The 21,102-nt window shown below is 52.5% G+C and carries 19 protein-coding genes and 1 riboswitch; of the genes, 7 read left to right on the top strand and 12 right to left on the bottom strand.

The genetic code is table 11. The features are described from left to right. Window positions 1-139: 139 nt before the first annotated feature. On the bottom strand, window positions 140-1,216 hold the full coding sequence (locus KDC22_RS04760) for a Gfo/Idh/MocA family protein (protein ID WP_211722235.1): 1,077 nt from the start codon (window positions 1,214-1,216) through the stop codon (window positions 140-142). A 221-nt stretch (window positions 1,217-1,437) separates the two neighbouring features. Between KDC22_RS04760 and KDC22_RS04755 the strand changes: the two genes are divergently transcribed. Together KDC22_RS04755 and KDC22_RS04750 are read left to right on the top strand one after the other, a co-directional pair. Further along, window positions 1,438-2,376, top strand: coding sequence for a hypothetical protein (locus KDC22_RS04755; RefSeq protein WP_211722234.1), 939 nt, complete (start codon window positions 1,438-1,440; stop codon window positions 2,374-2,376). An 83-nt stretch (window positions 2,377-2,459) separates the two neighbouring features. After that, entirely contained in the window at window positions 2,460-2,699 is a 240-nt protein-coding gene (locus KDC22_RS04750) for an NHLP leader peptide family RiPP precursor (RefSeq protein ID WP_211722233.1), read from the top strand. 18 nt (window positions 2,700-2,717) lie between these two features. On the opposite strand, the gene KDC22_RS04745 is transcribed toward KDC22_RS04750, so the two are convergent. Both KDC22_RS04745 and KDC22_RS04740 read right to left on the bottom strand, forming a co-directional pair. Next, the gene (locus KDC22_RS04745) at window positions 2,718-4,631 is read right to left on the bottom strand and encodes an ATP-binding protein (RefSeq protein WP_425516996.1); all 1,914 of its coding nucleotides are present in this window, start codon (window positions 4,629-4,631) and stop codon (window positions 2,718-2,720) included. Between the two features lie 113 nt (window positions 4,632-4,744). Further along, on the bottom strand, window positions 4,745-6,640 hold the full coding sequence (locus KDC22_RS04740; RefSeq protein ID WP_211722231.1) for a sensor histidine kinase: 1,896 nt from the start codon (window positions 6,638-6,640) through the stop codon (window positions 4,745-4,747). A gap of 246 nt (window positions 6,641-6,886) precedes the next feature. Between KDC22_RS04740 and KDC22_RS04735 the strand changes: the two genes are divergently transcribed. The 3 genes from KDC22_RS04735 (at window position 6,887) to KDC22_RS04725 (ending at window position 9,844) form a co-directional block, all read left to right on the top strand. After that, window positions 6,887-7,513 (top strand): hypothetical protein, encoded by a 627-nt coding sequence (locus KDC22_RS04735; RefSeq protein WP_211722230.1) that lies wholly within the window; start codon window positions 6,887-6,889, stop codon window positions 7,511-7,513. Window positions 7,514-7,559: 46 nt separating this feature from the next. Beyond that, a riboswitch (Fluoride riboswitch) is annotated at window positions 7,560-7,621 on the top strand. A gap of 83 nt (window positions 7,622-7,704) precedes the next feature. Continuing rightward, the gene (locus tag KDC22_RS04730) at window positions 7,705-9,024 is read left to right on the top strand and encodes a voltage-gated chloride channel family protein (protein WP_211722229.1); all 1,320 of its coding nucleotides are present in this window, start codon (window positions 7,705-7,707) and stop codon (window positions 9,022-9,024) included. A 109-nt stretch (window positions 9,025-9,133) separates the two neighbouring features. After that, window positions 9,134-9,844 (top strand): peptidylprolyl isomerase, encoded by a 711-nt coding sequence (locus KDC22_RS04725; RefSeq protein WP_425516995.1) that lies wholly within the window; start codon window positions 9,134-9,136, stop codon window positions 9,842-9,844. 116 nt (window positions 9,845-9,960) lie between these two features. Here the strand turns inward: KDC22_RS04725 and KDC22_RS04720 are convergent, their stop codons facing one another. The 6 genes from KDC22_RS04720 to KDC22_RS04695 all read right to left on the bottom strand — a co-directional run bounded on the left by KDC22_RS04720 (window position 9,961) and on the right by KDC22_RS04695 (window position 15,118). After that, window positions 9,961-10,302, bottom strand: a complete 342-nt coding sequence (locus tag KDC22_RS04720) for a DUF898 family protein (RefSeq protein WP_246553297.1) — start codon at window positions 10,300-10,302, stop codon at window positions 9,961-9,963. Between the two features lie 1,090 nt (window positions 10,303-11,392). Continuing rightward, a complete protein-coding gene (locus KDC22_RS04715) occupies window positions 11,393-11,722 on the bottom strand; it encodes a hypothetical protein (RefSeq protein ID WP_211722228.1) in 330 nt (109 codons plus the stop codon). Window positions 11,723-11,760: 38 nt separating this feature from the next. Continuing rightward, on the bottom strand, window positions 11,761-12,462 hold the full coding sequence (locus KDC22_RS04710) for a pirin family protein (protein ID WP_211722227.1): 702 nt from the start codon (window positions 12,460-12,462) through the stop codon (window positions 11,761-11,763). A gap of 45 nt (window positions 12,463-12,507) precedes the next feature. Next, window positions 12,508-13,080: a hypothetical protein gene (locus tag KDC22_RS04705; RefSeq protein WP_211722226.1), complete on the bottom strand. Its 573-nt coding sequence runs from the start codon at window positions 13,078-13,080 to the stop codon at window positions 12,508-12,510. 168 nt (window positions 13,081-13,248) lie between these two features. Then, entirely contained in the window at window positions 13,249-14,181 is a 933-nt protein-coding gene (locus KDC22_RS04700) for a manganese-dependent inorganic pyrophosphatase (RefSeq protein ID WP_173136701.1), read from the bottom strand. Between the two features lie 100 nt (window positions 14,182-14,281). Further along, window positions 14,282-15,118 (bottom strand): AAC(3) family N-acetyltransferase, encoded by an 837-nt coding sequence (locus KDC22_RS04695; protein WP_211722225.1) that lies wholly within the window; start codon window positions 15,116-15,118, stop codon window positions 14,282-14,284. A gap of 402 nt (window positions 15,119-15,520) precedes the next feature. On the opposite strand from KDC22_RS04695, the gene KDC22_RS04690 reads away from it, so the two are divergent. Further along, window positions 15,521-16,504 carry a ring-cleaving dioxygenase gene (locus KDC22_RS04690; protein WP_211722224.1) on the top strand — a complete coding sequence of 328 codons (984 nt, stop codon included), beginning with the start codon at window positions 15,521-15,523 and terminating at the stop codon, window positions 16,502-16,504. 100 nt (window positions 16,505-16,604) lie between these two features. On the opposite strand, the gene KDC22_RS04685 is transcribed toward KDC22_RS04690, so the two are convergent. Next, window positions 16,605-17,303, bottom strand: a complete 699-nt coding sequence (locus tag KDC22_RS04685; RefSeq protein WP_211722223.1) for a stalk domain-containing protein — start codon at window positions 17,301-17,303, stop codon at window positions 16,605-16,607. 104 nt (window positions 17,304-17,407) lie between these two features. After that, a complete protein-coding gene (locus tag KDC22_RS04680; RefSeq protein ID WP_211723889.1) occupies window positions 17,408-18,094 on the bottom strand; it encodes a YjjG family noncanonical pyrimidine nucleotidase in 687 nt (228 codons plus the stop codon). 135 nt (window positions 18,095-18,229) lie between these two features. Between KDC22_RS04680 and KDC22_RS04675 the strand changes: the two genes are divergently transcribed. Continuing rightward, the gene (locus KDC22_RS04675) at window positions 18,230-19,189 is read left to right on the top strand and encodes an MraY family glycosyltransferase (RefSeq protein ID WP_211723888.1); all 960 of its coding nucleotides are present in this window, start codon (window positions 18,230-18,232) and stop codon (window positions 19,187-19,189) included. A gap of 465 nt (window positions 19,190-19,654) precedes the next feature. Here the strand turns inward: KDC22_RS04675 and KDC22_RS04670 are convergent, their stop codons facing one another. Then, on the bottom strand, window positions 19,655-20,887 hold the full coding sequence (locus KDC22_RS04670) for an IS110 family RNA-guided transposase (RefSeq protein WP_211721118.1): 1,233 nt from the start codon (window positions 20,885-20,887) through the stop codon (window positions 19,655-19,657). Window positions 20,888-21,102 lie beyond the last annotated feature (215 nt).

Here is a 21,102-nt window from a genome sequence, read left to right as displayed (position 1 = left end):
ACATACAGGGCAAAGTGTATATGGTCAGTTCACCGTTTCCGTGATGCCGCTATGAAGCCCCTCAGGCAGGTGGTGACTGTGCATCCTATACAACAAGCAAAGAAACCTTTCCGCCAACATGGAAAGGTTTCTTAGTACGTCACTCCGCCGCCCAAGGCTGGGCAACGGACAGGACCGTCTCCCCGCTGGCCGCCGCCTGCTCCATGAGCAGGGCGAGGTATTGGTCCTGGCAGCCCTCTGCCAGACTGTAGAATGAAGGGCCGCCCTCTACATGCTGCTGCATTCTATCCAGACACTCGGCGATAGCAATCTCCTCATCCGTAAGCCGGGCAGGAATACATGGATTGCGGTACAGCCACTCCCCCTCCCCCATGATTCCCCGGAGATACAAGCCTTCCAGATTGCCGCCATGACCGGCATCTATCCGCCGCAGCTTGGTGTAGACCGGAGTATCATAGCTCTGTAGCCAGGCTACCTCGTCATTCATGATCTCACCGCGCTCTCCCCGGACGAGCAGCCTGCTGGCCCGGATCCAGGAGAAATACTGCTCACGGGTGAAATCATAGACTCCAAGCTTGTCCCCGAAATCAAGGGTAGCCAGTGTCTGCCCGGTCTGTATTAGCTCCTCCGCAAGAGGAGGCCCGCTGCGCTGCGGCCCCTTCATAATAGCTGAATCGAAGCTCCGGGCCCGGATAGCCGCCTTCTCGAAGCGGACATCCAGCAGCTTGCGGATCAGGCTGATCCCGTGATAGCCATGGGCCACCGATACCTGCACCTGGCTGATCCTCCCGAGGCGTCCCGAGCAGGCCAGCCTGATTCTGGCTGCGTGCATCGGCTGGAACATATACTGCTCTGCAATCTGGATAACAGCTGAACGGTCCACCGCATTCCATAGCTGAATAAGCTGTTCCAGATTCGGCGCAGGAGGCGTCTCGGCCAGGACGGGAACCCCCTCGGCAGCCAGTCTAATGATGATATCTTTGCTGACCTCGCGGTTCAGGCAGATTACCGCGAAGGAATAACCGCCCGCTGCAACAAATAGATCCAGCGAGGTGTATACTTCCACGCCCCATATTCTCTTCAATTCTTCGGCTTTATCCTTATTGCGGACATACATGCCCGCAATAGCAAAGCGCTCAGGCAGGGCCTTGGCGATCCGCAGATAGAATTCTGCCCGCCAGCCTCCGCCCACCAGTCCAAATCTGATGATTCCCATGACCACACTCCCCTTCTGTAATTACTCACTATGGTCTATTTCTGGTATTTCCCTGCCCCGCCAGAACTAAGTTTCGTGGGTAGAATAGCCCGATTACCCTTCCCGGACCCACTTTCCAAATTTTGATTGAAATAGGACGGACGTAGGATTATAATCAGGTCACATACCCACTTTTTACCTATTGTTAGTAAGACAATACATAATTGACAGGGGACAAGCCCATGGATTGGCTTCATGCTTATGAGGACGAACTCCGTTTGGTATTTGAGGAGAGCCGCAAGGTGATCTCCGCGTTTCCAGAACCGCTTAATGCTTATGGACAGTCCTATCTGGACCAGTTCAACGTATTTAAGTTAGACAGTCATAAGAATTACATCTGTTATCTGCTGCCCTTCTGGCTTCAGGACAGATGCAGTCTAAGCCCTGCGCTGACCCGCTCCATGTCTGCCGGGAACGTCTTCTTCATGCTCTACTTCTTCCTCCAGGATGATCTGATGGACAGCCGGGAGACCCCGGCAGACCAGGCGCTGCCGCTCGCCAATCTTCTCTATGTGGAATTTCTGAGCATCTACCTGCCATTGTTCCCGGCGGATTCCCCGTTCTGGTCCTATTTCAACCGTTACATTACGGAGTGGGCAGACAGTGTGAGCGGCGAAGCCGGGCGGGACTACTTCCTGAACGACCGTATCCGTATCTCGCACAAGGCAAGTCCGCTCAAGCTCAGTCTTACGGCTGCGCTGCTGCTCTCAGGCCAGTCCCCGCTTATTGCCGGGGCCGAGGAGATGCTTCATACTGTACTGCTGACCCTGCAGATGCTGGACGACTATGAAGATTGGGAAGAGGATCTGAAGGACGGCAATTACAACTGCCTGCTGTCGCTGGCGCGTACCTATGCCGGTGCTGCCGGAGAACCGCTGACCGAAGCGGCCGTGAAGGACTTCATCTATATCACAGGCGGACTTGCGGCTTATGCAGCGACTGCAGAGGCTAACCACCTTATGCTGGAAGACTTCCCGTGGCAGCTGCCCCGGCTGTTATCCTTCCATCTGGTGCTGGTGAAGAACCTGCAGCAGATCGCTGCAGCCATTGAAGCGGAGAAGCAATTACTGCAGGCCGGGGGACTGGATTACTGGTTATCCAGACACGGAAATCTCTCATAATCTATATAAAAAGCAATAGAATTATAGAATGGGCTATGCTATACTAAAAAGGTAATTATAACCATTTTGAAAGGGTGATTGTATTGTCAGTAGGAGTTCTTAAGAATCAGGTGATTCAGAAGGCATGGGAAGATCCGGCTTTCAAACAAAGACTGCTCACAGATCCTAAGGCAGCCCTCCAAGAAGCGTTAGGCATTAACCTGCCGGACGACATTACACTGAAGACCATAGAAGAAGGCTCCAATGAATTCTATCTGGTGATCCCTCCGAGCCCGTCTTCCGGTGTGCTGAAGACAAACATTGCCCCTCTTAGTTCCTGGTAGATTACTCAAGCCTTATCATCAACGGGAGTTGGAATCGTCCGGACCCTCTGCACGCGGCAGAATGGTGATGGACTCGGTTCCGGCTCCTTTTTTGCTCATAAACCGGATTTCACCCTCCATCGCTTCAATAATCCGGAAGGTAACCATCAGCCCGAGACCCGTGCCCTTCGTCTTATTGGAGGAGAAATACGGTTCCCCCAGACGGCTAAGCACCCCCGGCTCCATTCCCACCCCATTATCCTTGATGTGAATATGTATGCTGTCTCCCCTGCTGTAGGCCAGCAGATGAATAGTGCCTTCCTCCCCCAGTGATTCGATGCTGTTCTTGATGATATTAATCAATGCCTGCTTGAACTTCGAGGAATTCCCTTTGACCCACAGGTCCTCTTCCACCTCCAGGATCATTTTGCCCCCGTTCAAATGGCATAAGGGCAGCAGAATGCTCTGGATATGCATGAACTCTTCATTGACATTAAGCAGGGAGACCTGTTCAAATTCCGGTTTGGCAAAGGTCAGGAAATCTGTAATAATACTGGCTGCCCGGTCCAGCTCGCTCAGAGCCATGAACAAATATCTCTGCTCATCCCCGCTCGACTTCTCGCTGAGCAGCTGGAGGAACCCGCGTGTGACCTGGAGCGGATTGCGGACCTCATGAGCCACCGAAGCTGCCAGCTCGCTGATGATTTCCATTTTCTCGGAACGCTGCAGTTCATTGTTGAACAGCTCCAGCTCCTGCGAATACTTCACCACTTGGCTGTGGTTCTGCGCCAGCCGCCGCCCCAGAATCACTATCAGCGAGAGAATGAACACGACCAGCGCCCACTTCCAGTACTGCAGATCATAATTCCCGCTATTGAAGTAATACCAGATCAGCTCCAGAACCCCGGTTAATGCAGCCGTACCGAAGCCGCAGGCGAAGATAATCGCATCCTTATTGCGCTTCAGCGAGAACACGATCACGCAGCCGATGAGCAGAATGAATTGAAGAATCATAATAATTCCGATGATTTTGGTAGAGACAAAGAAATAGAATTCCACATATCTGTCGCCGGAGAGCCCGTTGATAATCAGGCAGATCAGGCAGAATAAGGAGTAGGCCGTCTGGAACTTGCGGAATCTGCGGATAATGCCATACCTGCCGGGGCCGAATATATTCTCGAACAGAAAGGTCAGTGCAGGCAACAGCGACAATAGCGCCACATCGAAAAAAACCACGCTTATCGCTCCCAGATAGCTGTAGAAGGTATAGGTGAAGGGGGAATAGGTGATGGACAGCACCCCCGTCGAGGCTATCACTATGGAAAGAGAGGTCGCAATCGGGAAATACTCTCTGTTCAGGAAAAATGCGCATACAAAAAGGACTGCCGCCACGAAAAGAAAGGCACCGCCCAGAATGACATCGGTGAGTCCGTTTTTGATATAGTCCTTGATAAGCATACCATGCTCGCCAATCACGACCTTCTCCTTGATCCCGATCCGGTCCTGCAGCGTTTGCGTCCAAATATAGATGGTCTTGCCATTATCTTGGAAATCCAGAGGCAGCAGCAGGGAATAGTTATCCTTAATGAAGCTGCGGTCCCCCTCAAAAATCAGCCGCTCCTCCACATACACCTTAACATGCAGCGCGTAGATCGCCTGAATATAGACAGCGGGAGACACGTAGCTGTACGATGGCAATGTAATCTTCGTCCAGGCGGAGGATACTCCGGCAGGCATCTGCGGCATCTTGGCCTGTGCCTCCACATCCATCCACCCCTCGGTCTCCGTTACGGGAGCCTTGCGTCCGTTGTCCTCAGGTCCCTCCTGCCACTTCATCTGCCATTGTCTGATCTCACCGGCAGGGTAGGAGCCTTGGGCCGATACCAGAAACGTTCCGCAGGTAATGGAGAGTAGCAGAAACACCAACGCTATATGTAAACTTTTGACCGTCAAAGACATGCAAGCACCTCAGAGGAAAGTTTCAGAAGCAAAGTTCTGTTAGTGTTAATATTTCGCTTCATACTCCGCCCATCCCTTCAAAAAAACGGAATAAACAAAAATATTTTCTAATTATCGGCAAAGGCCGGCAATGTAATCATAACCTCTGTTCCTTCGCCTTTGCGGCTGTTGAACTCAATCGACCCGTCCATCGCTTCAATAATACGGAAGGTGACCATGAGACCCAGTCCTGTTCCCTTGGTCTTGTTGGAATAATAAGGCTCTCCCAGTCTCGCCAGCTCACTGACCCTCATGCCCTCGCCGTTATCCTTAACGCTGACGATGATAGATTCGCCTGATCTCCAGGCCGTTACCACAATCAGCCCCTCCTCCTGCAAGGACTCGATACTGTTCTTGATCAGATTAATGAACGCCTGCTTGAATTTGGCCGGGCTGCCTGTGACTTGAAGATCCTTCTGCAGACGCAGCTCGATGGACCCGCCCTGCAGGTTGGCCAGCGGAACCAGGATACCCGCCACATGCTTCAGCTCGCCGGAGACTTCGAATACATCTACTGTATCCATACCCGGCTTCGCAAAGGTTAAAAAATCGGTTATGATCACCGAGGCCCGGTCCAGCTCCTCCACGGCCATCTGCAGGTATTCCTTCTCCTTGTTGCCGGAGCGCTCCCCCAGGATCTGCAGGAACCCGCGGGTGACCTGAAGCGGATTGCGCACCTCATGAGCTACCGAGGCGGCGAGCTCGCTGATAATCTCCATTTTCTCCGAACGCTGCAGATCATTGTTGAACTTCTCCAGCTCCCTGGAGTATTCCACAGCCTTCTCATGGCTTCCCGCAAACCGTCTCCCCAGAATGACGATCAGGGAAATGACAAACACCACCATCCCCCACTTCCACCAATACAGATGGTATCTCTCCGTGGAGAGGAAGTAATGTAACAGCTCACTCAAGGAAACAACGGCGAACACCGTGAAGCCGCCGGAGAACACAATGGCATCTGTATTGCCCCTGCGGGCATAAGAAAGCGCCAGATACAGCAGGTACATAAACTGCGCAATCATCAGCGTACCGGTTACGTTAATGGTCAGGAAGGAATACAGGGCATCCAGCCGGAAAGAGAGCACTGCATTCAGGATAAGCGCACCTGCACAAAACAGGGAATAGGTTAGTTGAAAATTGCGCACACGGGTGGTGAGTCCACGCTTGCCGGGTCCGAATAACTGTTCAAAATAGAGCGTGAACGCCGGCATAAGCGTAAACAATGCCAGATCAAAGCAAATCCCCCTCAGCCGTTCCCCGCCGCTTATGATCAGCGGCAGGAACGGGGAGTAGGTAATCAGCAGCACACCAAAGGATATAATGACAAGAATCAGATAGAAACCACTATAGAAAAATTCCGGCTTGAGAAATAGCAGGCAGACCAATAAGGCCCCGGCCATAAAGATCATGGCAGCTCCGAGAACAAGGTCTACCAGATCCTGCTTCACATAGAAGGACAGCAGCTTATTATAGCTGCCTACTCTTACCTCGCCTTCAATCCCAAACTCTTTGCTGCCTGCGTTCCACAGATAGAGCTGCTTGGCACTGTCTTGTGCCGGCAGCGGTATCAGCACTTTGTTGCCGCTGTATTCCACATCCCCGTCAGAATCGTAGATAAGGCGGTTGTCTATAAAAGCTTTTAGGCTATCGCCGTATACTTTATCAATCAGAATAGCCGGGTTCGCACCGGCAGGGGGCAAAGATAACCGCAGCCAGGCGGAAGCTGTACCTGGAGGAGGAAGCGGCCGGGCTCCGCTCGCCTGTATGAAGCTCCACTCCCCGGCAGGCCATGCCGCCGCCTCTTCTATGCCATTGATCCCGGCTGTCTCCCACTTCAGTTCCCATGCTGGAATCTCAGCTTCTGTATGTCCGTCCCATTCCATGGCGATACCCACCGGAATTATGGCTATCACGAGCAGCAGCATAATCAAGACTGCTGCCATTTTGGTTGATGGCAACTTCATTTGTGGCACCTCAGTGAATCATTCGTTGTATTTATGTAGTCCATATGATTCTTATTTTCGACAACGTTTGCACAATACCTGCCTTATCCTGCAAATAACCTCGAATGAGCTCGGTTATTCTGGTTATTCCGCCGGAGGAATGAATATATTAAGCAGAACGCCAGAACGGGCGGCCGGGCAGATTCGCCGCTGGCTGAACGGGTATAGATGTACTAACGGACTAACAACAAAGGGAGCTGAATAGCAATGGGTAATGAATTCAATAAGACGGAAGCCGACTTCACCTATGAGCGTTATACCAAAATGGGTGGTATTTCCCCGGAGCAGGATATCCCGCTGGAAGAACTGCGTCCGCTTGGCACCATTACAGAACAAAGTCCCAGCGAGGAGGCGGCGGATGCCGGGAACCGTCCGCTGGAATCTGCACTGGCCAGTCATGATCCTGCCCATTTCACACCTATAGATTTCGACGGGGTAGTGGATGACGGTTCTGATCCGGCGCTGGAGAGCGACCCTATTCTTGCTGCAGACATCGGTCTGAACGTACCGGACGCCGGGCTGGGACCGCGGGCAGACCGTCCCCTTCCTTCTGCCGGGACCCCAGGCCCGGAACGGGACGAGCTGCTGGAATCGGATGCCATCTATACCGCCGGAGCAGCTGGGTTAACCGGCAGTGTCATTGATTATGCCGACGGCGCAGAGGGGAGTGATGAGGGAGAGCTGACGGATGAAGCGGATGAACCCGCTCCGCTGGAGGATGTCCCTGATGCGGACGAACTCGTTCCCGGAAGCCGCATAGACCCGGTCTCCCCGGACCCTGACGCTATGCCAGGTACCGATGTGTTGAACGGCTCCAGCGGTGAAGACCAGTAGAGCGGTCCATATTGACTTTTGGAGAGAATCAACTTACTATAATCTCATTCCATATGGCGATGGAGTTCGCCATAACCGTTCTTCGGGACTAATGACTCCTACCAGTGCTTACTCTGCTGGTAGGAGTCTGTTTCGTTTCAGAAGTCTGTTTCACGTCAGGAGTATATTTCAGGTACGGGGGCTTAAGCAGAATGAAAAGTAAGTATGCACGGTGGACAGAGCTTGCAGCGCGTCAGAGTCAGCTGGCGCTCTGGAGTACGTTCGTGAAGTGGGTGATTCTCGGAGGAATGGTGGGCCTGCTGTCAGGAAGTGCTTCCGCTCTGTTCCTGACCGCTCTGGAGGCGGTCACCAGGGTAAGGCTCGAGCATGCCTGGCTGCTCTTCCTGCTTCCGTTAGGGGGCGCTATCGTTAGCGGGCTGTATATGCGTTACGGCAAGAGCAGTATCAAGGGAAACAACCTGATTCTGGAGCAGATTCAGCAGGGCAATGAAGCCATTCCGCTGCGGATGGCTCCTCTGGTCCTTGCCGGAACTCTGATTACCCATCTCTTCGGCGGCTCGGCCGGTCGCGAAGGCACCGCAGTACAAATGGGCGGCAGCTTGGCAGACGCCCTCGGAAGATGGATCAGGATCAGTCCGCTCGACCGCAGAATCCTGCTGATGTGCGGAATCAGCGGCGGCTTCGGCTCCATCTTCGGAACCCCGCTGGCCGGAACGGTGTTCGGCCTGGAGGTTATCGCTATTGGCCTGATCAGCCATAAGGCGCTGCTGCCCTGTTTTGTAGCCAGCTTCACCGGGGATCTTACCGCTTCCCGCTTGTGGGGCGTGCATCATATCCATTATCAGGTGGATGCCTTCCCCGGTATGGATGCGCTGGTGCTGGTCAAAGTCATTGCCGCCTCCATCGTATTCGGTCTATGCAGCCTGCTGTTCAGTGAGCTTACCCATTATCTGAAGCGGACCTTCACAGCCCTCATCCGTAATCCTATGCTCAAAAGCGCCGCCGGCGGTCTCATCATCATCGCCCTGGTGTATATTGCCGGTACACGGGACTATCTCGGCCTCGGAATTCCGCTAATCAGCGATTCGTTTACGGCGGATGTACCCCCCTTCGCTTTTCTGTGGAAGCTTATCTTCACCGCCTTCACCCTGGGGACCGGCTTCCAGGGCGGCGAAGTGACGCCGCTATTCGCTATCGGAGCTTCTCTGGGGAACAGCCTGGCCGGGCTCCTTCATCTCTACGGCCCTTTTCTGGCTTCGCTCGGCTTCATCGCCGTCTTCTGCGGAGCGGTCAATACACCGATCGCCTGCTTCATTATGGGCATTGAGCTGTTCGGCTCGGGCGGGGCGGTCTATATGTTCATTGCCTGTATCATCAGCTATTTGTTCTCGGGACACAGCGGCATTTACAGCTCCCAGCTTATCGGCAGCTCCAAAAGCGCGCTGCTCCCGGTTCCTGATGGAACGACACTGGCAACCGCTAAAAAGCATCACAGCAAGGACAAGGCTTAAGGATGGCAATGAAGGATGCTCAGCAGGCTTTGCATGATGCAAGGCAAAGAAGGTATGATACAGAGGTGAATGTACCAGATTATTCAAGCATAAAAGGAGAGATTCTGAAGTGAAGCTTACAACAAGACAACCCGTCATCCTGCTGGCGATAATGTGCCTGATGCTCGTGATTCTGGCGGGCTGCGGCAACAAGCCAACCAGTAATACTGCCGGGAACGGAAACGGCAGTCCCACAACAGGCAGCGAGCTGCCACAGAATAATCCTGCAGCAGCTACGGAAGGCGTACCTTCAGCCACCGCGAGCCACCCGGTGGTTACGATTGAGATGGATAACGGCAGCATCATTAAGGCGGAGCTGTATCCTGAGGTTGCCCCCAACACAGTCAACAACTTCATTTCACTGATCCAGAAGGGCTTCTATGACGGAACCATCTTCCATCGGGTTATTCCCGGATTCATGATTCAGGGCGGTGACCCTGACGGTAAGGGGACTGGAGGTCCGGGCTACAGCATCGCGGGAGAGTTCAATAACAACGGCTTCACTAACAACCTGCTGCATACGGAAGGCGTGCTGTCCATGGCCAGGGGCAAGGAGATGGATACGGCGGGCTCACAGTTCTTCATTATGGCGGATTCTTATCCGAGCCTTGACGGCGAGTATGCCGCCTTCGGCAAAGTTACCGAAGGACTTGACGCCGTGCAGGCTATCGTCAATCTGCCGCGTGGCGAGAATGACCGTCCTGACCAGCCGCCGGTGATGAAGAAGGTCAGCGTGGATACGCTTGGCGTGACTTATCCAGAGCCGCAGAAGGTGCAATAACGCTTCTTGCCGCCAGCGGCAGCGAGAATTCAACACAAGACGAAGAGCCATCCTCCGGTAACGGGAGATGGCTCTTCGTGTATCTTCATTGCTCTTAAGTCCTAAATCATTGCGAATTATTGGAAATGGGTATTCTTCGTTCTCCACTGCTCCAGCTTGATTACCACCCAGAAGCCGTAGATTCCCAGCGTAATCACCGATAGCAGGAACCACTTGATCCATTGTCCGAACAGGCTGACGGCCGTACCGTCAAACCGCAGGCGCTGGCCCTCCACCACGGTATGCTCCACCTTCCACCGGTAGATCATCACTATAGACCAGGGATAGCATATACCGATTGTACAGACCGTAACCAGCCACCCCGCCAGACACCAGCCGATATACTCAATGAGCTTCCCGTCAAAATAAGACTCCCTGTTGCCGTAATTCGCTGCCGCATTCATATGAAGTGCTCCCATGGGCCTCCGCCTTTCAGTAATCCATAATCTTTCCTGGTTCTATTTTCCTTATTATCCATGCTGCACTCTGCTACATTTCTCACTATTATGTATAAAAAGCTAAATTTTTGTCGAATTTTTGAGTAAGATCAAGGCGAGCACTTGGGTGGACGCTGCGCGAACGGACCGTTGTTCCAATCGCTGTTGTCCCCAGATTTTATTTATTCTCCTTAGCGGTGAAAATCCGGGGACAAAGGCGACCGCTGACGCTTTTCCACAATCGTTCCGTTCTCTCCGCTGTTTAAGCGGGAATTGTTTCTACAATCTTCCGACCTTGGCGAATCTTAAGCCGTTCGAAAGCTTCGAAAGAATATGTTGCCCAGGCTATTGAAGCACGAACAGTACCAATCACTGTTTGGCGACCGAAATAACTTTAGCAAGACTGACACCAGTGGTTTACAGGCGGTCGTGAAATACGGCAGCTACCACAAGTAGAATGTTGGAAAGATTGAGAACTGGGCGTACACTGCGAAGGCTGTCTGCTGAAGGAACGCTGCACCAAGACAGAAGGTCGGGAAGTGGTTATCAGGCTCAGGACATCTTGCGAAGCGAGGAAGATAATGCTTGGCTGTACGCCGAATGACGGACAGAAGTGATTCAGCATTCGAAAGTTGTGGCGTTTTCGTCCAGCCAGCGCCAGCCATGAACAGGAGGATCTGGCAGCGTCAAAAATGGCGTCGTCCAGCCGATTGACGGCACCTCTCCTTTGAAATAGTGTATGGTAACTACATTTCATCAAAAGGAAGGTTCCTTATTTGATTTTAGAAAAATTTGAAGAAACTTTTTCCGCTCAAACAGCGGAGAGGACGGAACGATTGTGGAAAAGCGGTAGCGGTCGCCTTTGCCCCCGGATTTTCACCGCTAAGGAGAATCAATAAAAATCTGGGGGCAACAGCGATTGGAACAACGGTCCGTTCACGCAGCGTCCACCCAAGCACTCACATTGATCCTACTCCAAAATAAAGAGCTGCCCTAAGCAGCCATTTCATGGCTTTCGGAACAGCCCGTGAATAGATACCCAATCCGTACAAAATTGGTGTCTGTTATAGCCTTATGCCCAGTATTGATCAGGCCGGTATTCGATCTCGGATTGTACAGCTATCGTAAGGCGTCCGGAGTCCGCATCATACGTAACCGGATTATCCCCTACGTAGTACCAGTGCTTAATGACAGGTCCGTCCGCAGGCTCCTCGAACCGGAATACATTAAGCTCGGTCTTCAGCTCAACCACCGCCGCGCCTTGATCAGCCGTAACCCCTGTCAGGGTAATCAAGGTCAGGCCGCCCTGCTCATCGAAGGTGTAACCGACTCCCTCCATACTGCTCACCAGCATGCGTCCTGTTACGGAATGCTTCACCAGCACTCGTTCCTGTTCTGCCATCAGAAGTTCCTCCTCCTTGTCTGCATTCGGGTCTTGAATTACGGCAGATCAATCACCATGACCAGTATATTCTCATCCGCCTTCAGCTCCAGCTTGTCCACTCCGTCTATTCTCGCAGAATCTCCAGGCTTCAGCACCGCGTCCCCGTTCAGGGTGAGCTGTCCTTCCACCAGATAGACGAAGCTGCGCCGTCCCGGCTCCTGCCGGAAGTCCAGTTGTCCGCCCCCCTGAGCCCTGCCGAGATAAATCGTCATATCCTGGGCAATATCCACAATCTCCGCTGAGGCTTCAGCCGCCACAACCGGGAGCAATCTTCCTTCAAGCTTCGCCGGATCGAATCGTCCTGTAGCATAGGATGGAGCGGTTCCCCGTGTCCGTGGCATGAACCACAGCTGCAGCAGCCGTACCGGCTCACTGTCCGAAGGGTTATGCTCTGTATGAATCGCACCTGTCCCGGCCGACATCCGCTGAATTCCGCCGAAAGACGTCTGTGCCACATTACCCAGGTTGTCTTCATGACGCAGGGTGCCGGCCAGGACAATAGAGACAATCTCCATGTCACTGTGCGGGTGGGCGCCGAAGCCCCGGCCCGGGGAGATCGTATCGTCGTTGCAGACCCGCATCGGGCCGAATGCCGTGTTGTCCGGGTCATAGAAATCCCCAAACGAGAACACATGACTGCCCTTCAGCCAGCCGTGATCGAACCGGTGCGCAGACTCGGCAGGGTATACTTTTATCAATAGGATCGCCTCCTGTATGGTTATCAGATTGAAGCCTTGGCAGTCTTAAGTAGTAGAGATTTGCAGCTCGGAAACGATGAACCATTTCTTGGATGCCGCATCTTTGAAATACACCTGGATCATATAATTCCCCTTATCGGTGACCTTATAGTTATAGGCTGCTGATTTGAACCAGAAGCTGTCTTTCTTCTCGGTAATCGGCTGGTTATCCACGATATCCGTCTTGCCCGCAGGGTCAGTGATGGTAATCTTCAGATCTGATATATCTGTCTTCAAGTGATCCACCTGTACCAGGGCAGAGAAGGTGCTGCTGGAGTCACTTCTTACTTTGCCGAAAATCTTCCCCTGGTCATCAAGCAGTACCGTGTTCACATTAGGCTTGTAGATCCGGACCGTCCCTGCCGACTCGTCCACGGACATGATCGCCTGCAGGTTCTCCGGAAGCTGCTCCACAGGCAGGTAGACCCCGCCGTCGGAGGATAAGGCCGGCTGCTTGAGCAGCACATTATTCACATACATAGAGAGATCTGTCTTGCCGGCAGCGGCGTACAGCAAGCCTCCTCCCGAGACCATCATCAGGCAGAGTGTTGAAGCAACCAGCTTGCGCATCTTCCCCATTATTTCCCGTCCCCCTTGAATGTCCTATGCTGTTTATACCCTTCAAACGCCAAGGAGTTGCTCTGAATTGTAAAATAAAACCGCCTGTACAATTTCCTGGGGAAATGCACAGACGGTTAAGGCACAATGATAGCGGGTACGCAGCCCGGTTAACTCCGGGAACCTCTTTTACAGCTTGGCGATGGTCTCCGTAAGAACCGGTACAATCTGTGATTTACGGGAGACTACACCCTTAAGCACAGCCTTATTGTCATCCAGCTTCACATTGTAAGCCTGCTCTACAGCTCCGGCTACACGGCCCAGAGCCAAGCCCACGGAATCATTGTTCAGGATATCGGTAACCACGAACAGGAACAGATCGAGTCCCTTGTCGTCGATAATTGCAGCAAGTGCCGTTTCCAGTTCAGCCTGCTTGGATAACACATCATTCACATCCACTGCGTTGACCTGGGCAATCTCCACCTTGTAATCACCCATCTTGAATTCCTTGGCATCCAGAGAGATCAGCTGGGCGATAGTCTTATCACTCAGGTCTGCACCGGCTTTGAGCATGTCCAGGCCGTAGCTCTCAGCGTCCACTCCGGCAATCTCAGCCAGCTCACGCGCAGCGGCCACATCCTGCTCCGTGCAGGTCGGCGACTTGAACAGCAAGGAGTCGGAAATGATTGCGGACAGCATCAGCCCGGCGATGTTCTTCGGAATGGCTACGCCGTTCTCTTTGTACAGCTTGTTCAGGATAGTAGCAGTACAGCCTACAGGCTCGGCCCGGTAGTACAGCGGGTAGGCCGTCTCAAAGTTCGCAATCCGGTGATGGTCAATGACCTCAACCACACGAACCTGATCGATATCATTCGCGCTTTGCTGGCGTTCATTATGGTCAACCAGGATCACTTGTTTGGCTTCTGCGGCTACGTTCTCTACCAGACGCGGTGCTTCTACCGCAAAATAGTCAAGGGCGAACTGCGTCTCCCCGCTGATGTCTCCAAGCCGGACCGGCTCGGCATCCCAGCCTAATTCCTTCTTGAGTGACGCATAGGCAATTGCTGAGCAGATGGTATCTGTATCCGGGTTTTTGTGTCCAAAGATCAATGTTTTTTCCATTTCCAATCTCCTTACTATGTTTTTTGTGAGAATAATATACCATACATTGATAGAAACCTGCGATAGAAACCTGCCAGAACCAGTAGATATCTTGCCTGAATTAACCTTCCGTACGCCTCATTGCTGCCTGTAAAGGTTGTTCCCGCTTCGTCTTGGGCAGCGCCTCGGGTACGTCCTGCCCGCCGAGCGGCTCATTGTCTGAGAACAAATCCGGATTCTCCTCCAGCATGGCGCTCAGGATGCGGGTTGTCTCCACAGTCCCGCAGAGCATGACCGCCGCATCGCCGAAGCTCCCCCTGCGCAGAGCCCCGCCATCCTCCAGCACAGACTCTACCTTCCAAAAATGCTGCGACCAGGACAACCCGCTATGCCTGCGTGAAGGGACGGGAATCTCCTGTCCTCCGGGGGTCACGGTACAGAGCGGTTCATGCCCGTCCGTCATCCGGCCGGGGATATCCACCCACTCTTCAATCCCATGGATGAAGGTGTTCCTCCGCAGATCGACACCAAGCAGCATAATATCTGCCTTGCGGTCCAGCAGCTTGCCATATACCGATTTGCGTGCGCACGGTGTATCCCAGCGTTCATCTCCGGCTGTGAAGCCAGCCGCATCTGCGCCAAGCGCAGCTACCGAATGTGTCGGATGCCAGGAGCGGATGACGCCCGGCCGCGCCCGGAACAGTTCCGGCAGAATGCCGACGCAGGAAGGCGACTCCAGCACGGAGAAACGCGGATTCTCCCCGTTAATATACGACCAGGTATGTGTCGGCAGAACTAACAGACCCTCCTTCATATATTCGGAGAGAACATCGAGTACGGTATCTGCTCCCCCTTCGACTTCACCGATGCTTTTAAACGAGGAATGAACCAGCAGTGTTCCCTGCGGATCTATTCCCAGGCTCTCCAGCTGCTTCAGCAGACTTGATCTGGTGTGCATGATTAACCCCGCTTTCTTGAATAATAAATTGTATATAAGACGCACATAAGATTGAACTTGAAGCTTATCGTCACTACGGTGAACATTTGGACTTCCGGCCGCTGTTGTCCCCAGATTTCTTGATTTATTCCGCTCTTCGCGGATGAAATCCGGGGACTGCTGATGCTTCCGAAGCGAGCTTTCCTGCGGAAAGCTTTCAGGCGGTCGCTACCGCTCCTACAGTTCCAAATTCCCCCTCCGCTTCTTTTGCTTTTTGTTTATTTCTTTAGTGCCTTTTATATACTTGGAATACCTCTTGCAAAATTACTCATTTACTATTAAAATTATAGTAACTTAATATTAATAAGTAATTTGCAGCTTTAATAATATAGCCGCATAACACAACATTCAGGAGGTATTCTTATGAGTTTAACATTAAAAGGGCTTCATCATGTATCCGCCATTACAGCCAAAGCACCGGAAAACTACAAATTCTACACCGAAGTACTTGGACTCCGCTTGATCAAGAAGACCGTCAACCAGGACGATGTGTCTGTCTATCACCTGTTCTATGGGGATGAGACAGGGAATCCGGGCACAGAGCTTACCTTCTTCGAGCTGCCTAATGCAGGGCGGAACCGCGACGGCAACAACAGCATCTCCGCGCTCTCCCTACGCGTTCCCAGTGATGAAGCCCTGCTCTTCTGGACACAGCGGTTCACGGTGCTCGGCGTTGAGCATGAGGAAATCACCGAATGCGGCGGCCGCAAGACGCTGGCCTTCACCGACCATGAGGGCCAGCGCCTGATCCTCGTCTCGGATGAGCATAACGAGGGCATGGCCGGCGGTAAGCCCTGGGCCAAGAGTCCCGTTCCGGCCGAATACGCCATAACCGGACTGGGACCAGCGCATCTGACCGTCGAGACTGCTGAACACACCGCCCTGATCCTGGAGGACCTGCTTGGCTTCCGCCGTAAGGGAACCTATCCTTCGCCTGTTGCCGGTCAGCCGGAGGTTATCGTGTTCGAGACCGGTGAAGGCGGCTCCGGCACGGAGATCCATCTGGAGGAACGCAGCGACCTTCCGCAGGAGCGGCTGGGACGGGGCGGCGTGCATCATGTGGCCTTCCGCGTGGATAACGAAGAGGAGCTGAAGCAGTGGATCGAACGCATCCGTACCGTACAGCTGCCCAACTCGGGATTTGTTGACCGCTTCTATTTCCGCTCACTGTATTTCCGTGAGCCGAATGGTATCCTGTTCGAGCTGGCTACAGACGGACCGGGATTCGCCACGGATGAAGAGGTTGAGCATCTGGGTGAATCCTTGGCTCTGCCGCCGTTCCTGGAATCGAAGCGGGCACAGATTGAGGCCCACCTGAAACCGCTGGATACCCGCCCGCAGGCTTAACGATATTAGAGCATTCCATGCTGAAGAACTCCGGCTGACTTCCCCGCCGGAGTTCTTTAGTGTGTCTGGCTAAATAACGGACTGCCTTACCGGCTTCAGCTCAACTCTCCGACCAGGTAATCGTGAATAGATTATAGCCTGGCCGGGTTGTGGATGCTTTACCTGTAATGGATACCGGGCTTGTCCCGCCGAGTCTGCCTGTAATTCTGACATTGCTGGCTGATACTGACTCGGAAGCATTATCCAGCGTTTTAATCCGCGAATATTCACTGTACACGAAGCCCATAGTCTCCAGTGTTTCCTGCGTGGAATAGGTGAAGGCTGACTTCTTCAAGCCGCCGGCATCCGTATCCAGGGTAATTGCAATCAAGGCGTCAACCGGAATCGGGAAATCCTTAGGCAGATTAACCGGTCTGGCCGTCCCCTCAACTACAGGGGCAGTATTCCCCCCGCCGGTGGAAGTTCCTGGAGGAGGAGTCGGAGTCGGGGCAGGAGCCGGAATATCCCCGCTGCCAGCGCCGATTCTCACTTTATAATTGGCCGCATCGTAATTGATAGGCACCTTCAACACAGAAGCAATCGACTGGACCGGCAGGTACGTGAGGCCATTATAGGTGATCGGCGTCAAGGTTTTGCCGTTACCATCCTTCATCCAATAAGGAGTTCCATCCACCACAATCCCTAAGCTGTGGTTCAGATAAGCTTTGATTTCCTGCAATTTGGTGCCTGCGTACACGCCTGCTGAACCTGTTACCGTAAGGCCGGTGACAACAGCGGCAATCAACCATTTTTTTCTCATACAATATCCTCTCCCGTGTGTTGTTATGAATAAAGAAGGAATGTAGCGTACCTATATATTTAACACAAGAACGAAACTTTCAACCTTCCTGCGCTGTTCAAGCCCTATTCATTCACAATCTCCAGAAGCTCATCCAGGCTGCGAATCTCATAGGTAGGCGTTATCTCAGGATCACCGGGCTTGCCCAGCGGATTGAACCAGCACGTATCAATACCATAATTGATCCCGCCCTGAATATCCGAGGTCAGGGAGTCGCCAACCATCAGCACCTTACGTTTATCGGCAAGCTTAAGCTTCTCAAATGCATAGTCAAAAATCCCGGTCTCCGGCTTCTGATAGCCCGTCTCCTCCGAAATAATAATCGCCTCGAACACCTCGCTAAGCGGGGAGCCCTTGATTCTGGATTGCTGCACATCCTTGATTCCGTTAGTTATAATAGCCAGCCTGCATCCGGCAAGCTCACCGCAGAGCTCGGCTGCCCCTTGAATCAGGAAGGTACCCTCCCCCAGAAAGCGCAGATACGCTTCACTGAATTCATCCGGCTTAAACTTAAGCTCATGGGCGGCAAACAGCCGGTTGAACCGTTCCACCCGCAGGGCGGCAGAGGTAATCTTCCCTTGCTCCAGATCCTTCCACAACGAGCGGTTAATCTCCTGGTAGCTGGCGGCATACTCCTGCGCGCCTGTCGGCAGCCTGAAGTGGGAGAAGGCATGGGACAAGGCGTGGCTCTCTGCCATCCCGTAATCATACAGCGTATCATCAGCATCAAATAAAACACAATCGTACCTCATAATTCCCTCCATCTCATTTGCAGGTTCGACAACATACAACCTTCTGCGATATAATCTTGGGTAGAGCAGCTAAGCAGAAATGGCTTTGCCGTCCAATTCATTCTTTATTTCAAAAAAATCAACGGGGTGATTGTCATTTTTTACGGTTTAGCTTTTTTGGTGTCATTTTTTATCGTTTATCTGCTGATTCCTCCTCTTGGCAAGCTGGCTTTCCGGCTGGATTTCGTGGACAGGCCGCGGGAAGATGTGGAACGTAAGATCCACAGGGAGCCAATCCCGCTTACAGCGAGCTATGCTATATTCGTAGGTTTTTTCATTACATATCTGCTCTTCGCCCGTGAATTCACTCTGGAGACGCTCGCCCTGTTCATCGGCGGTGTGCTTCTGCTGACGATAGGAACCATCGACGACTGGTACAAAACCAAAGGCAAGGATTTCCCGGCGCTGCCCAAGTTCATCGTGCAGATTGCCGCCGCCGTTCTGGTCTTCTTTTCAGGCAATGCCTTTACCGGGTTCATCAATCCGTTCTCAGGTGATTATATCTCACTGCCGTTCATTTTGCAGTTCCTGCTGACGATTATCTGGATCTTCGGTGTCACAACGGTCATTAATTTCTCGGACGGCATGGACGGTCTGGCTGGCGGGCTAACTGCGATTTCGGCTGTAACCCTGTTCGTAGTCGCACTTGCGATGGGCCAATCCACCTCTGCCTTCATGGCGGTTTCCTTGATCGGGGTTACCCTGGCATACTTACGCTTCAACAAGGCTCCGGCCAAAATATTCATGGGCGATGCCGGCGCCACCTTCCTCGGCTTCATTCTGGCCGTGATTGCACTGGATGGAGCCTTCAAGCAGGCAACGATATTATCGCTGTTCATTCCGATTCTTGCGCTCGGCGTGCCGATCTTCGACAATATTTTTGTCGTCGTCAAACGGTTCCTCAAAGGACAAGCCATCTATCAGGCCGATGCCTCTCAGGTTCATTACCGGCTGCTGAAGGCCGGCCTCAATCAGAAACAAGTGGTCGCCGTGCTCTATCTCGTCAGCGTCTGCCTGTCTCTGTCCTCCATCATCCTGCTGCTGATCCAGATATAGGCAGGCTGCTATTTAAGGGCTGTTCCCAAAGGTCATGAAATGACTGATGGGGGCAGCTTTTTTTGGTTTGGGTGGGCGCTGCGTAAATGGAATTGGTTACACCTTTTACTTTAGAGCAGGATCAGCGTAGGCACTTGGGTGGACGCTGCATGAACAGAACGTCGTTTAAGCGGGACACGAAATAAATCGTAAGATCCTGCCACTCCCCCTCGCGCCAGGGCAATGTATTCGGTTTTTCTGTGAAAATACGTCTGGCACTGCGATAAACGCACGGCCTACGCGGCGCTCCCAGTCCAATTGTGTTCGCTTTTTCGATTACATTTGGACTACGTGGCGTACCCAGTCCAATTGTGTTCGGTTTAATACGAAAATAAAAGTATCGGAAAATGCGCCGCAGACTGGATTTTGACAAAAAAAGACCCACCGCCCCAAAATTACGTTTCGTTTTTTTTGAAAAAGGGGAGACTATTGGATAGGATTTAATTGCACGCTATATCCTAACTGCTGGATATATTGCACGTACCGATCCAACGGGTTTTTCTTGGACGTCTCATCGCCTAGTGAGACGTCTATTTCTTGGTATAACCTTTTCTCCCGCATCAGGGCATGGAGGATTCGAATCAACAAATGTGCGGTGGCGACGTTTGCTTTTTTATCTCCTCGTCTCTTACGTATTCGTCGAAAGAATTGGCCGATCCGGTTCGAGGAGCGAGAGTTCGCCCAAGCCGCCTGACACAAGGCCCCTTTCAGATGCTTGTTCCCTTGCATCGTTTTTGACTTTTTTCGCTTTCCAGCGCTTTCGTTGTTCCCTGGACACACCCCCGCCCATGATGCAAACTGCGCATCACTCGGGAACATTTCCGCGACATGCGGCCCCACTTCTGCAAAGATGGTCACGGCAGATGTCCGCTCAATTCCTGGAATGGAGTCAATTTGTTCAATCCTCTCCAGGTAGGGTTCTGCCTTCGCCTCGATTCGAGCTTCCAGTTCCGTGATCCGTTTCTCCAAATAGACCAAGTGGTCCCAGTGGTCTCGAATCATCTCCCGATGATGACGGCGCAACTTGCCATTGAGCGCGTCTAGCAACTGCGGAACTTTCTTTTTTAAACGGGTTTTGACCAGGTTTTTAACGGTCACTTCGTCTACGACCTCGCCGTCCATGATCTTCTGGAGCAGGCCCCGTCCTGAAACCCCATATAGATCGGACATAAAGGTGGTTAGCTTGATGTTGGCATCCTGCAGGATTTTGTGGATGCGGTTCTTCTCCGCCGTCACCGCCTGCACCATCTTACTCCGGTAACGGGTCAAATCTCGCAAATCCCGGATGTCCTGTTCTGGCACCATACTGCCTTCAATGAGCCCGCAACGGTGCAATTGCGCTAACCAGCGCGCATCTTGCATGTCACTTTTTCGACCCGGCATATTCTTTACCCGCTGGGCGTTGGCCAAGACAAGATCACAACTGCCCTCTAAGATGTTCCATACCGGTTTCCAAAACACGCCGGTACTCTCCATCACCACCTCAAGGCAGCCGTGTTCATTCAGCCAATCTTGCAGTCCTAACAATTCTCTGGTTGTCGTCCCAAAGGTTTTCATGTGACATTGCGGTTTTTGTTCGATCGGTCCTTTTAACACGCAGGCCACAACGGTTTCCTGGTGCACGTCCAGACCGGCGCAACACATACGTACAGCATCCATTCCAATCATCCTCCATCGTCAGCTTACAAATCATGCGCTCGAGTGAGTGTAATTTAATACACGTACTTTTTGGGGGTTACAATAGGCGATGCTCGAAAAGCGCAATAGAACGGTTTTTCGCACGGGGTGTATCCCAGTAACCGCGTCCGCCCTTTGATTTGTATATGTAGTGTTGACGACTACAGCATCTTTTAGAATGGATGCGACGGATGCCA

The sequence above is a fragment of the Paenibacillus tritici genome (assembly GCF_018207515.1).
GTDB classification, from domain to species: Bacteria; Bacillota; Bacilli; order Paenibacillales; family Paenibacillaceae; genus Paenibacillus_AQ; species Paenibacillus_AQ tritici.
Note: the sequence above shows the minus strand (reverse complement) of the source record. Positions and strands in the feature narration are given on the sequence as shown.

Excerpts from the sequence above, each read along its gene's own strand:
- KDC22_RS04695 (WP_211722225.1), bottom strand. The coding sequence starts at position 15,118 with ATGCACACCAGATCAAGTCTGCTGAAGCAGCTGGAGAGCCTGGGAATA.
- KDC22_RS04760 (WP_211722235.1), bottom strand. The coding sequence starts at position 1,216 with ATGGGAATCATCAGATTTGGACTGGTGGGCGGAGGCTGGCGGGCAGAA.
- KDC22_RS04700 (WP_173136701.1), bottom strand. The coding sequence starts at position 14,181 with ATGGAAAAAACATTGATCTTTGGACACAAAAACCCGGATACAGATACC.
- KDC22_RS04735 (WP_211722230.1), top strand. The coding sequence starts at position 6,887 with ATGGGTAATGAATTCAATAAGACGGAAGCCGACTTCACCTATGAGCGT.
- KDC22_RS04685 (WP_211722223.1), bottom strand. The coding sequence starts at position 17,303 with ATGAGAAAAAAATGGTTGATTGCCGCTGTTGTCACCGGCCTTACGGTA.
- KDC22_RS04755 (WP_211722234.1), top strand. The coding sequence starts at position 1,438 with ATGGATTGGCTTCATGCTTATGAGGACGAACTCCGTTTGGTATTTGAG.
- KDC22_RS04740 (WP_211722231.1), bottom strand. The coding sequence starts at position 6,640 with ATGAAGTTGCCATCAACCAAAATGGCAGCAGTCTTGATTATGCTGCTG.
- KDC22_RS04705 (WP_211722226.1), bottom strand. The coding sequence starts at position 13,080 with ATGGGGAAGATGCGCAAGCTGGTTGCTTCAACACTCTGCCTGATGATG.
- KDC22_RS04690 (WP_211722224.1), top strand. The coding sequence starts at position 15,521 with ATGAGTTTAACATTAAAAGGGCTTCATCATGTATCCGCCATTACAGCC.
- KDC22_RS04720 (WP_246553297.1), bottom strand. The coding sequence starts at position 10,302 with ATGGGAGCACTTCATATGAATGCGGCAGCGAATTACGGCAACAGGGAG.
- KDC22_RS04670 (WP_211721118.1), bottom strand. The coding sequence starts at position 20,887 with ATGGATGCTGTACGTATGTGTTGCGCCGGTCTGGACGTGCACCAGGAA.
- KDC22_RS04730 (WP_211722229.1), top strand. The coding sequence starts at position 7,705 with ATGAAAAGTAAGTATGCACGGTGGACAGAGCTTGCAGCGCGTCAGAGT.
- KDC22_RS04715 (WP_211722228.1), bottom strand. The coding sequence starts at position 11,722 with ATGGCAGAACAGGAACGAGTGCTGGTGAAGCATTCCGTAACAGGACGC.
- KDC22_RS04680 (WP_211723889.1), bottom strand. The coding sequence starts at position 18,094 with ATGAGGTACGATTGTGTTTTATTTGATGCTGATGATACGCTGTATGAT.